Source organism: Microbacterium sp. P2_F9 (assembly GCF_056403635.1).
Genome location: NZ_JBFUFC010000115.1, coordinates 1 through 11,932 on the forward strand (window position 1 = coordinate 1; position 11,932 = coordinate 11,932).

The window sequence follows — 11,932 nt, forward strand, 5'->3', positions numbered from 1 at the left end:
CCGCAGCGGCGGATGYGCCGACGCAAGCCGCGTTCACGCCGCCCCTCCCCACCATCCCCGCATCCGTAGCCGCGGCCGCCGCCGGCTCATCCAACCCGCCGCGGAAGTCCCGCCTGCGACCCGGGCTCATCGCCGCAGGGGCCGCGGGACTCGCGCTGATCGTCGCACTGGGCATCGCCTGGTTCGCTTCCGTTCCCGGCCCCGCCGCGGATCCGTCGCCGACCCCGTCGGTTGTCGAGTCACCCTCGACCGAGCCCGCCTCCGACCCTTCGCCGAGCGTGGCCACGACGCCACCGGACGACAAAGGGAACGACAACAGCGGGCCCGGCAACGACAACGGCGGCGGGAACGACGACAAGGGCGGCGACAACGGCAAAGGCAAAGGCAAGGACGACTGAGCGCGGTGCGCCGGGTCAGAGCGCCGTTCGGGCCGTGCGCCGAGCGTGCGCGCTGAGGTCATCKCCTCGACGCTCGAGGAACTCCTCCAGCGCTGACCGATCCACCCGGCCGATCTCCCGCAGCGCGACGCCGACGTTCGTCTGCACGAGATGCTCCGGGTCGGCCGCGAGAAGGTCGCACAGGCTCAGCGGATCGCCGAGGTCGCCGGCGCGGATGATCCAGAACGCCGCCGTGATCGCCGCACGCCGATGCCACCAGCGCTCCGACCGCGCCAACTCGAACAGCACGTCGCGCGGCTTGTCGAGCAGATACCAGCCGACGACCCTCGGAGCTGACCGGTCGATGTAGTCCCACGCGTCGATGCGATCGACCCGACTCATCCACAGTTCGTACAGCTCCCCTCGCTCCGCCTCGCCGAGTCCCCGGCTGCGGGTCTTGAAGTCCAGGATGCTGACCGCGACCATCTTGAGCTCGTAGACGTCCGTGTCGAGCAGCGCGGCGATCTCGGACAGCGGCATCCGGGTGTTCGTCTTCGCGATATCGAAGAGCGTCCCCATGCGCACGCCGATCACCGAGGTGACCTCGTCGGTCATCCGCCGCTGGATCTTGGCGCGTTCTTCGGCGGATGCCTCGGCCTCGACCGCCGCGCGCACCCCTGCTGCGGTGGGCTCAGACACCCGACGGCGCGAGCTCGGCGCCCGCGTGCGCCATCTCAGCCAGCGCCGCCTCTCCGGATGCCGGTGCCACGGCGGCGATGAGATCGGTAAGCACCCGGACGTGCCGACCGCGCTCGATGGCTTCGAGGGCCGATGCCCGTACGCAGTAGTCGGTGGCGAGCCCGGTGACGTCGACGTCTACGACACCGTGCGCGTCGAGCAGTGCGGCGACGGTCTCGCCGGCCTCGGTCTTCCCCTCGAACAGCGAGTAGGCGGGCCTGCCTTGGCCCTTCTTCACATGGTGGGTCACGGCATCCGTCACCAGACCCGGGTCGTATTCGGCGCCCTCGGTGCCGCCGACGCAGTGCACCGGCCAGGAGTCGACGAAGTCGGGCTCGCCGGCCGCGAAATGGCCGCCGTTGTCGTTGTCGCCGTCGTGCCAGTCCCGCGACGCGACGATGACGGCGTAGTCCTCCGCGTGCGTGGCGAGGAATTGAGAGATCCGCTCGGCGACGGCGTCGCCGCCATCGACGGCGAGCGCTCCGCCCTCGGTGAAGTCGTTCTGGACGTCGACGATGAACAGCGCTTTGCTCATGATCCGAGGGTACGCCCGTCTTCGCGGGCGAGCTTGGACGGCCACCAGATCGCCCGGCCGATGTCGTGCGTCACCGCCGGCACCAAAAGCGAGCGCACCACGAACGTGTCCAGCAGCACGCCGAACGCGACGATGAATGCGAGCTGGGCGAGGAAGAGGATCGGGATCACCCCGAGCGCCGCGAAGGTGGCCGCGAGCACGAGGCCCGCCGACGTGATCACGCCGCCGGTCGCCACGAGCCCCCGGAGGATGCCGGAGCGCGTGCCGTGCACGAGCGTCTCCTCGCGCACGCGCGACATCAGGAAGATGTTGTAGTCCACCCCGAGCGCCACCAGGAACACGAAGCCGTACAGCGGCACAGCCGGGTCCGCCCCGGGGAAGCCGAAGACGTGGTTGAAGACGATCGCACTCACCCCCAGCGCGGCGCCGAAGGAGAGGATGACGCTCAGCACGAGCAGGATCGGGGCGAGGATCGCCCGCAGCAGCAGCATGAGGATCAGGAGGATGACCAGGAGCACGACCGGGATGATGAGCGTCCGATCGCGGATCGACGTGTCATTGGAGTCGACGTCGGTCGCGGTGACGCCGCCGACCTGTGCAATGCCTTCGCCGAGCGTCTCGTCGAGGCTCACGCGCAGGTCGCGCACCGTCTGCTCCGCCGCAGCGGAGTCCGCGGCATCCGAGAGCGTGCCGATCAGCAGCACATCGCCGTCCKAGACGGTCGGTGCGGGTGCCGGTGCTCCGGGCGGACCGGGAACCGAGAGCACCGCCTCGCCCCCTTCAAGGGCGACCGTCGCCTGACCGGTGGGTGAATCCTCGGATGCCACGGCCACCGACTCGATCCCGTCGCTGTCGGTGATCACAGCCGCGGCGTCGGCGAGGTCCTCCTCGGGCACGATCACATAGACCGGGCTGCCCGATCCGGCCGGGAAGTGCTCGGCGAGCACGTCCTGACCGTCCCGCGCCTCGGACGGGCCGAGCACCAGGTCGCTCGAAGGCACGCCATCAGCCTGCAGCTGCAGCATCCCTGCGGAGGCGGCGAGCAGCACGATGGTCGCGATCACCCAGACCGGACGCGCCCGACGCGCGACCAAGCGAGCCTGCCGCGGCCAGAAGCCCTTCACCGGCTGCGTGAGGTCGTCGGGGATCATCGCCACCGGCCGATTGGGGATGAAGGGCCAGAACGCCGCCCGCCCGAAGACAGCGAGCAGGGCCGGCAGGAAGGTCAGTGCGGAGAGCACGGCGAACGCGATGCCGATCGCCCCGATCGGCCCCAGCGCCCGGTTGGTGGCGAGGTCCGACAGCACCAGGCACAGCAGGGCCGCGATCACCGTTCCCCCGGAGGCGATGATCGGCTCGAACGCTCCGCGCCACGCGCGGGTCGTGGCATCCCACTTCGCCGCACCGTCGGCGACCGCTTCCCTGAAGCGGGCGACGTACAGGAGCGCGTAGTCGGTCGCTGCTCCGATCACGAGGATGAAGAGGATGCCCTGCACCTGACCGTTCAGCACGAGCACGCCTGCCTTGGCGAGCCACCACACCGTGAGCAGGGCGACACACAGCGCGAAGGTCGAGGTGAGCAGCACGAGGACCGGCAGCAGCGGCGACCGGTAGACGATGATGAGGATCAGGAACACCGCACCGAGCGCGACGATCAGCAGCAGTCCGTCGATGCCCATGAATCCGGTGACCAGGTCTGCGGTGAACCCGGCCGGCCCCGTCACCCACGCCTCCAGCCCCTCGGGCAGCTGATCATCGAGGGTTGCTTTCAGAGCCGACACGGTGTCGACGACCTCGCCGTCGGTGGACACCGGCACGAAGAACTGCACCGCCTCGCCATCGTCCGAGACGATCGGCGGAGATACGTCACCGTCGATGCCTTCCACGGCGGCGAGCTCGTCCGGCAGGTCCTGCAGCGCCGCCAGTTCGGCGTCAGTCAGCGCCCCCTCGCCGGTGACGACCACGACGGCGGGGATGGAATCGCCTCCGAGGAAGTCGGGCAGGCGCTCGCTGACCGCGGTCGCATCGGCGGTCTCCGGCAGGTAGCTCGACTGGTCGTTTGAAGAGACCTCATCGACCTTTCCGAAGTACGGCCCGCCGATCGACCCGCCGACCAGCCAGATCAGGATGAGCACGACCGGGATGCCGATCCGCACCCAGCGCGTGGGTAGACGCTGAGCGTGATGAGCGGTCTTGAGGTCACGTCGGGTTGGCATATCGCTAGCTTATCTAGCAATCTCCTCTGCGCGCCACTCGGGGCCGACGGCGCGCTCCCTATGCTGGAGCGACCATGTACTCCTCCGCTATCGCGCTCATCGGCGCTCTGGTCTACGGCGCCGCGGACTTCCTCGGAGGCCTGGCGGCGCAGCGACTTCGGTCGATCGTCGTGACCGCGGTGGCCGCGTTCACGGGGCTGCTGCTGCTTCTGGTCGCCTACCCCGTGATCGGCGGCGAGTGGATTCCGTCCGATGTCATCTGGGGCGCGCTCTCCGGTGTCACCGGCGCAATCGCGGTCGTGCTGCTGTACGCGTGCCTCGCGATCGGCCCGATGAGCATCCTGTCGCCCCTCACCGCGGTGGTCTCGGCGATCGCGCCGATGCTGTGGGGGCTCCTGGTCGAGGGCGAAACGCTCTCCCCCATCGGCTATGCCGGTCTCGGGGTCGCGCTTGTCAGCGTCGTGCTCGTCGGCTTCGTCCCCGGTGAGCAGGTCGCCCGCCCGAGCCTGCGCGGCATCTTGATGGCCGTCGGCGCCGGCGTCGCGATCGGCGCGTTCCTGATCATCATCGATCAGACCAGCGACGAGAGCGGCCTGGTCCCGCTCCTCATGAGCCGCAGCGTCAACACCCTGATCACCGGAGCGACGATCGGAGTCCTCGCCGTTGCTGCGGTGCGGGCCGGGCGGCCGGCAGCGTCGGTGTGGGCGCCCGAAGGCCCGAGGATCGGCGTCACACCGACGGGACACGCCGATCTCGAGCACGCGCGCGAGCGCCCCGAGCCGTCACCGGCCGGCCTGCTGCGCACCGCATGGCTGCTGGCCGCCGCATGCGGCGTGCTGGACGCGGGAGCCAATCTGCTGCTCCTCGTGGCGCTGCGCCTCGGCGATCTGACCGTCGTGTCGGCCCTGACCGCCACGTACCCGGCGGGCACGATCATCCTCGCTGCTGTGGTGCTGCGCGAGCGGATTGCACGAGTCCAGTGGATCGGGCTCGCACTCGCACTGACCGCCGGGGTCCTGCTCGCGCTCGCTTGAATCCTGGAGCGCGACTCCGAGCCCCGGGCGCAGCCGTGATCAGCCGCGCGCGAAGAGCAGGATCCAGGACAGGATCAGCGCGACCAGGCCCAGTGCCAGCAATCCCGCGGCGAGCAGCGCCACGGCGCGCACGGCCGGCGATCCCTTGGTCAGCCGCATCCGGTTGCGACCGCCCCGCCGCGCGAACGCGTCGGCGATGCCCTTGCCCGCGACGGCCTCCTGCTGCTCTCGCGTGAGCCGCATCTGATGGACGACACCGTCATCGCCGAACCAGCGCGCGATCGTGCCTGCGTCATCCGGTTCCAGCACGACCTGCACGGGCAGCCACGTGCCGTCCGCGAGGCGGAGGATCAGTGCCACGACTCCCAGCAGCAGACCGGCGCCGAGACCCACCCACGTGAAGATCTCAATGATGGCGTCGATCGCGTGATCCATCGGCGCCTCATCGAGTGTCGGGAGCGAACAGCGGAGTCGAGATATGGATGAGGCCCGCCGAAGCGGGCCTCATCCATCCGAGCCACCTGAGAGAATCGAACTCTCGACCTATTCATTACGAGTGAATCGCTCTGCCGACTGAGCTAAGGCGGCGCGCCGCGCTTGCGCGTTGCACGATCCTCAATGTTACAGGGTCCGGGGAGTCTCCGCGAACCGGCCGAGCCCCGCAGCGGTCACTCGCAGCGCAGGCCGTCGTCGGGAACGGCTCCGGTGAGGAGGTATGCCTCGACCGCCTGGTCGACGCACGTGTTCCCCTTGTTGTAGCCCGTGTGCCCCTCACCGACCCGCGTGATCAGCACACCCGAGGCGAGCTGATCGGCGAGTGACACCGACCACTCGTAGGGTGTCGCGGGGTCGTTGGTCGTGCCCACCACGACGATGGGCGCCGCGCCGTCCGCGGTGATCGGCTCACGGATGCCGGTCGGCGGGTACGGCCACACCTGGCACGGGTCCGGTCCCGACCAGTAGGGCGCGATCGTCGGAGCCTTCTCGGCGAGGAGCGCGTCGGCGGCGTCCTTCTGCGCCTCGGTCGAATCATCCGGGTAGTCCATGCAGTTGTAGGCGCGGAAGGCCTCGGTCGAGTTGTCGGTGTACCGGCCGTCTTCCCTGGCGTAGTAGAAGTCGGTGAGCTGGAAGGCGACCTCGGGGTCACCCTGCAGCGCGTCGGACAGCGCGATCGACAGGTACGGCCAGCTGTCCTGCGAGTACAGCGCCGCGACGATCGCGGTCATCAGCGAGTCGGCCCCGAGCTCTCGCCCGTCGGCGGCGGGCAGCGGTGCGCGGTCGACGCTCGCGAGGAGCGTCCCGAGGTCCGCCATGGCCTCATCCACCGTGCCGCTGAACGGGCAGCGCTCGCCCGCCAGGCAGTCGGCCATGTAGGCGCGCAGCGCGCTCTCGAACCCGACGCCCTGGGTCGTGCTGACATCGAGACCCGATACCGCCGGATCGATCGCCCCGTCGAGCACAAGGCGCCCGACCCGCTCAGGGAAGAGCTTCGCGTACGTGGCGCCGAGGAACGTCCCGTAGGAGTAGCCCAGGTAGTTCAGCTTCCGGTCGCCGAGGACGCCACGGAGCAGATCCATGTCCCGAGCGGCGTTGTCGGTCGTGATGTAGGGCAGGAGGCCGTCGCTGTTCGCCTCGCAGGCCTCCGCGAAGTCGGTGTGCGCCGCCAGCAGCTCGTCGGTCCATGCATCGGATCCGCGCGGGTTCTCGGCGATGTCGAACAGGTACGAGTCCATGTCCGCCGCGTCGTAGCAGACCACCGAGGTCGACTCACCGACGCCACGGGGGTCGAAGCCGATCACGTCGTACGCGCGCTGCAGCGGCGCGCCGACGGCGAAGTCGAGCGAGTCGCGTACGAGCGCGATGCCGCTCGCACCCGGACCGCCGGGGTTCGTGAGGAGCGAGCCGAGTGTCGTGTCGCCGGTCGCACGATGGCGGATGACGGAGAGATCGATCTTCCCCGCCCCCGGGTCGGACCAGTCGAGCGGCGCGCTCACCTTGGTGCACTCGAACCCGTCGTCGCACTTCGCCCAGTCGAGATCCTGCGCGTAGAACGGCAGCAACGCCGCATCCACCCCATCGGTGTCCGGCGCGGCACTCGCGTCGGAGGTCGGGCCGCCATCGGGAATCAGCTGGTACAGACAGCCGGACAGCGCGACGGATGCCACCGCCAGCCCTGCGACGATGCTCGCCGCGCGCGCGGCCCAGCGCGAACCGCGCGGCTTCAGAGGGGTCGGGTTCACGGTGTCCTCCCGCTTGCGACGGTCACGAGCATGCTCTCCAGGGCCAGGGTGGGCGCGACGTTCTGTTCGAGATTCCGCCGCGTCTCGGAGATGCGGTCGAGCACGGTCAGGGTGCGCTCGGGCGTCCACGCCGCCGCGAGCGCACGGAGGTCGGGCTCGRGCTCCGCGTTGATGAGATCGTCGGCGCGACCGAACTGCAGCAGCACGACGTCGCGGAACAGCKACTGCAGGTCGGTGAGCACGCGGTCGATGCCATCGCGCAGGCTGCGCGTCGCGCGCCGCTTCTGGTCGTCCTCGAGGGCGGAGAGCTGGGCGCGCACGGCCGGCGGCACGGACGCGCCTTCGGCGATGCCGAGCGTGCGCAGCAGCGAGGCGCGCTCCGACTCGTCGCGCTCCGCCGTGAGTCCCTTGGCGTCCTCGGTGGCGGCCTGCACGATGCGGCCGGCCACCTCGACGGCGTCGCCCACGCCCCGCACCGCGATCACGGCGCGCAACGTGTCGTCGCGACGCGCGCGAGCCGCGGCATCCGTCGCCAGCCGCTGCGCCATGCCGATGTGTCGCTGCGCGTGACGCGCCGATTGCTCCGCGGTCGCCGCGTCAACGCCCGTCCGCCGCACGATCAGCTGCGCGACGTCGGCGATCTCGGGGTCGCGCAGCCGCAGCGTGCGCACCCGGGAGCGGATCGTCGGGAGAAGGTCGGCGTCGCTCGGCGCGCAGAGGATCCACACGGTCTGCTCGGGCGGCTCCTCGAGTGCCTTCAGCAGGACGTTCGACGTGMGCTCCGTCATGCGGTCGGCGTCTTCCATCACGATCACGCGATGACGGCCCAGCGACGGCCCGAAGTAGGAGCGCTCGACCAGGGCGCGCGCATCCTTGATCGAGATGATGACACCTTCGGTGCGCAGCGCCGCCAGATCGGGATGCGTGCCGGCGAGCACCTGGCGCATCGCCTGCTCGTCGCCCGGCTCGGCGATCAGCGCGGCCGCGAACGCGTGCGCGAGGGTCGAGCGACCCGAACCAGGCGGGCCCGTGATGAGCCACGCGTGCGCCGAGGATGCGGGATCGGATGCCGCGGCCCGCAGCGTCTCGACGGCGGCGTCCTGGCCCCACACGTCTGCCCACGGCAGTTCGGCGACCGCTGCCGTGGCATCCATGCGGCCCAGCCTATCCGTGCGCGCCGACGCCGCCGCTGATGCCGCCGTCCACACCATGTCGTGCCGTGACGAGCGCCCGCACGTCCGCGGCCAGGTCGTCGGCGGGGCGTGAGGCGTCGAGCACCAGGAACCGATCCGGCTCCGCGGCTGCGAGCGACAGGAACTCGGCACGCACGAGGTCGTGGAACGCGGAGTGCTCCGCCTCGAGCCGGTCGAAGGGCTTCTCGTCGGCGTCGAGCCTGGTTCGCGCGCTCGCCGGATCGAGGTCGAGCAGCACGGTCAGGTCGGGCAGGAGGCCTTCGGCCGCCCAGAGCGAGAGATCGCGCACCTCCGCACGGCCGAGCACCCGGCCCGCACCCTGGTAGGCGACGGACGAGTCGAGATAACGATCCTGGATCACGATGTCGCCGCGCTCCAGCGCGGGCCGGACGACGGTGGCGATGTGGTGCGCGCGGTCGGCCGCGTACAGCAGCGCCTCCGCGCGCGGCGCGATCTCACCCCGGTGGTGCAGAACGATGTCGCGCACGAGCACGCCGACCTCGGTGCCACCGGGCTCGCGAGTGCGCACCACGGTGCGCCCGAGGCCGGTGAGCCACTCTTCGAGCAGCCGGGCCTGGGTCGATTTGCCCACGCCGTCGCCGCCCTCGAACGTGATGAACACCCCCGAGCCGGCGGGGTCAGCCGGTCGGGGGGTCGTCGCGCCGGTCACTTCTTGGCCGGCGCCTTGCGGGTGGCAGCAGGCGCCTTGCGGGTGGTGGTCCGCTTCGGAGCGGGACCCTTCGCACGCTTGTCTGYGAGAAGCTGCTTCGCGCGCTCGAAGTCGGTGCCTTCGACCGTCTCCCCGCGCGGGATCGTCGCGTTCGTCTCGCCGTCGGTGACATAGGCGCCGAATCGACCGTCACGGATCCGGATCGGCTTGCCGCTGACCGGGTCGTTGTCGAATTCCTTGAGCGCACTCGAGGCCCGTCGTGCTCCGAACTTGGGCAGCGCGTAGATCGCGACGGCCTGATCGAGCGTCACATCGAAGATCTGCGCCTCGGTCTCGAGAGAGCGCGAGTCGGTGCCCTTCTTGAGGTAGGGACCATAGCGGCCGTTCTGGGCCGTGATCGGATCGCCCGACTCCGGGTCGGCGCCGACCACCCTCGGAAGGGAGAGCAGCTGCAGCGCCGTGTCGAGGTCGACGGTCTCGACCGACATGCTCTTGAACAGCGAAGCGGTGCGGGGCTTGGGCGCGACCTCTTTCTTCGCCCCGCGCTTCTTCGGCGCGGCCTCGACGACGCCGGTGGTCTCGTCGACGGTCTCGTCCGCAGCGGGCTCGACCTCTTGGACATAGGGGCCGTAGCGACCGTCCTTGACGACGATGAGCTTGCCGTTCTCCGGGTTCTCGCCGAGCACGCGGTCGCCGGCGACGGGGGCGTCGATGAGCTCCTGCGCCTTCTCGGGCGTGAGCTCGTCGGGCGCGAGGTCGTCGGGGATGTTCACCCGGCGCGGCTCGGCATCCGGAGCCGTCGGATCGATGATGTCGAGGTACGGCCCGTACTTGCCGAAGCGCAGCGTCGCCGTGTCCGAGATCGGCGTGGCGTTGAGCTCGCGCGCATCGATCTCGCCCAGGTTCTCGACGATGTTGCGCAGGCCGATCTCGTCCTCGGAGCCGAAGTAGAAGTCCTTCAGCCACGCGGCGCGGCCCTGCTCGCCGCGGGCGATCGCATCGAGATCGTCCTCCAGCGACGCCGTGAAGTCGTAGTCGACGAGATAGGCGAAGTGCTGCTCGAGCAGGCGCACGACGCTGAAGGCGAGCCAGCTGGGCACGAGCGCCTGGCCGCGCTTGGTGACGTAGCCACGGTCGAGGATCACATCGATGATGCTCGCGAACGTCGAGGGACGCCCGATCCCCTTCTCTTCGAGCGCCTTGACCAGGCTCGCCTCGGTGTAGCGCGGCTTGGGGGCGGTGGCGTGCCCCTTGGCCTCGACGTCCTTCAGCCGCAGGACATCCCCGATCGCCATCACGGGAAGCACCTGGTCATCGGCGCGGTCCGCGTCGCCGCGCTTCTCGTCGTGGCCTTCTTCATAGGCCTCGAGGTAGCCCTTGAAGGTGTAGACGGTGCCGGATGCCGTGAACTCCACGTCCTTCCCATCGGCGGTCACGCCGAGGGTTACCGTGGTGGTCTCCTTCTTCGCATCCGACATCTGACTCGCGATCGTCCTCTTCCAGATGAGGTCGTACATGCGCAGTTCGTCGCGATCGAGGTGCGACGCGACAGTCGACGGCACACGGAATTGTTCGCCCGATGGGCGGATCGCCTCATGCGCCTCCTGCGCGTTGCGGGTCTTGTTCGGGTACACCCGCGGGTTCGGCGGTACGGCCTTGTCGCCGTAGAGAGCGACCGCCTGCGCGCGCGCGGCTTCGATCGCCTGCTTGGACAGCGCGGTCGAGTCGGTGCGCATATAGGTGATGTACCCCTTCTCGTAGAGGCGCTGCGCGACGCTCATCGCGTGCTTGGCGCTCATCGAGAGCTTCCGCCCTGCTTCCTGCTGCAGCGTCGACGTCGTGAATGGAGCGTTGGGGCGGCTCGTCCCCGGCTTCGATTCAATCGCCGTCACGGAGGCCTCGGCGACAGCCTGGATCGCCGCGGAGAGCGAGCGCGCCGCTGCCTCATCGAGGACGACGACGGCCTTCTTCAGCTGCCCGCGATCATCGAAGTCGTTTCCGCGGGCGAGGGGTGCACCACCCAGGCGAGCGAGCCGCGCCGCGAATGCCTCGCCGTCCTTGGCTGCGAGCGCCGACACGTCCCAGTAGGACGCGGAGATGTGCGCGATCCGCTCACGCTCGCGCTCGACCACCATTCGGGTCGCCGCGGACTGGACGCGACCGGCGCTGAGCGCGGCGCCCTCGCGGCCGCTGCCGACCTTGCGCCAGAGCACTGGCGAGACGTCCCAGCCGTAGAGGCGGTCCAGCACTCGGCGCGTCTCCTGGGCGTCGACGAGCGCGAGGTCGAGCTCTCGCGTGTTCTGCGCGGCTGCCTGGATCGCGTCCTTGGTGATCTCGTGGAAGACCATGCGCTTTACCGGAACCTTGGGCTTGAGCACTTCGAGGAGGTGCCAGGCGATCGCCTCGCCCTCGCGGTCCTCATCTGTGGCGAGCAGGACTTCGTCGGCGGTCTTGAGGGCGCGCTTGAGCTCGGCGACGGTCTTCGTCTTGCGATCGTTGACCACGTAATAGGGGTCGAAGTCGTTGTCGACGTCGATCGAGTACTTGCCGTACGCCTGCTTCTTGTCGTCCGGGATCTCCTTCTTGCTCGCGAGATCGCGGATGTGCCCGACCGAGCTGAGCACCTCGTAGCCGTCACCGAGGTAACCCTGGATCGACTTCATCTTCGTCGGAGACTCGACGATGACGAGCTTCTTGCCTTCTGCCAACGGGGGCGTCCTTTCTTCGATGCACACCATACACACCGTCTGCCGGAGTGCGGGCTGTGAGGATCTCCGGCGAACCCCGCGGCGGCGTCCCATCGACGAAGCTCACGGGGGCGGACCAGCCCTCGCCCTGGCGGTCGCGACGAACTGGCGGAATGGTGCCGAAACGGTGACGGTGACGGTCAGATCGGTCACCTCGCAGGCCGTCACGACCGCACCCGCGG

General features: G+C 69.6%; 9 protein-coding genes, 1 tRNA gene and 1 pseudogene. 2 read left to right on the forward strand and 9 right to left on the reverse strand.

The window, feature by feature from the left end:
• Nucleotides 1–398, forward strand: a pseudogene (locus AC1DVT_RS12630) (hypothetical protein); the annotation flags it as partial.
• A gap of 15 nt (nt 399–413) precedes the next feature.
• On the opposite strand, the gene AC1DVT_RS12635 reads toward AC1DVT_RS12630, so the two are convergent.
• From AC1DVT_RS12635 to AC1DVT_RS12645, 3 genes are read right to left on the reverse strand one after another with little or no spacing between them, the layout of a single operon-like run.
• Nucleotides 414–1,076, reverse strand: coding sequence for a DNA alkylation repair protein (locus tag AC1DVT_RS12635; RefSeq protein WP_477389376.1), 663 nt, complete (start codon nt 1,074–1,076; stop codon nt 414–416).
• The gene (locus tag AC1DVT_RS12640) at nt 1,069–1,650 is read right to left on the reverse strand and encodes an isochorismatase family protein (RefSeq protein ID WP_477389378.1); all 582 of its coding nucleotides are present in this window, start codon (nt 1,648–1,650) and stop codon (nt 1,069–1,071) included. The genes AC1DVT_RS12635 and AC1DVT_RS12640 overlap by 8 nt, the downstream gene beginning before the upstream one ends.
• The gene (locus tag AC1DVT_RS12645; RefSeq protein WP_477389380.1) at nt 1,647–3,866 is read right to left on the reverse strand and encodes an MMPL family transporter; all 2,220 of its coding nucleotides are present in this window, start codon (nt 3,864–3,866) and stop codon (nt 1,647–1,649) included. Before AC1DVT_RS12645 ends, AC1DVT_RS12640 begins: the two co-directional genes overlap by 4 nt.
• Before the next feature lie 74 nt (nt 3,867–3,940).
• Here AC1DVT_RS12645 and AC1DVT_RS12650 point away from each other — a divergent pair, with 74 nt between their 5' ends.
• Nucleotides 3,941–4,900, forward strand: coding sequence for a DMT family transporter (locus AC1DVT_RS12650; RefSeq protein ID WP_477389382.1), 960 nt, complete (start codon nt 3,941–3,943; stop codon nt 4,898–4,900).
• 39 nt (nt 4,901–4,939) lie between these two features.
• Here AC1DVT_RS12650 and AC1DVT_RS12655 read toward each other — a convergent pair whose 3' ends face one another.
• From AC1DVT_RS12655 to topA, 6 genes are all read right to left on the reverse strand, one after another.
• Complete coding sequence (locus AC1DVT_RS12655; protein WP_457099252.1) at nt 4,940–5,335, reverse strand: hypothetical protein; 396 nt, start codon at nt 5,333–5,335, stop codon at nt 4,940–4,942.
• 80 nt (nt 5,336–5,415) lie between these two features.
• Nucleotides 5,416–5,488: transfer RNA gene (locus tag AC1DVT_RS12660), tRNA-Thr, on the reverse strand.
• Nucleotides 5,489–5,568: 80 nt separating this feature from the next.
• Nucleotides 5,569–7,140, reverse strand: coding sequence for an alpha/beta hydrolase (locus AC1DVT_RS12665; RefSeq protein WP_477389384.1), 1,572 nt, complete (start codon nt 7,138–7,140; stop codon nt 5,569–5,571).
• Nucleotides 7,137–8,294: a DNA polymerase III subunit delta' gene (locus AC1DVT_RS12670; protein ID WP_477389386.1), complete on the reverse strand. Its 1,158-nt coding sequence runs from the start codon at nt 8,292–8,294 to the stop codon at nt 7,137–7,139. Before AC1DVT_RS12670 ends, AC1DVT_RS12665 begins: the two co-directional genes overlap by 4 nt.
• A 10-nt stretch (nt 8,295–8,304) precedes the next feature.
• Entirely contained in the window at nt 8,305–9,003 is a 699-nt protein-coding gene (tmk, locus tag AC1DVT_RS12675; RefSeq protein ID WP_477389388.1) for a dTMP kinase, read from the reverse strand.
• On the reverse strand, nt 9,000–11,711 hold the full coding sequence (gene topA / locus AC1DVT_RS12680; protein WP_477389390.1) for a type I DNA topoisomerase: 2,712 nt from the start codon (nt 11,709–11,711) through the stop codon (nt 9,000–9,002). Before topA ends, tmk begins: the two co-directional genes overlap by 4 nt.
• Nucleotides 11,712–11,932 lie beyond the last annotated feature (221 nt).

Excerpts from the sequence above, each read along its gene's own strand:
- AC1DVT_RS12640 (WP_477389378.1), bottom strand. The coding sequence starts at position 1,650 with ATGAGCAAAGCGCTGTTCATCGTCGACGTCCAGAACGACTTCACCGAG.
- AC1DVT_RS12650 (WP_477389382.1), top strand. The coding sequence starts at position 3,941 with ATGTACTCCTCCGCTATCGCGCTCATCGGCGCTCTGGTCTACGGCGCC.
- AC1DVT_RS12655 (WP_457099252.1), bottom strand. The coding sequence starts at position 5,335 with ATGGATCACGCGATCGACGCCATCATTGAGATCTTCACGTGGGTGGGT.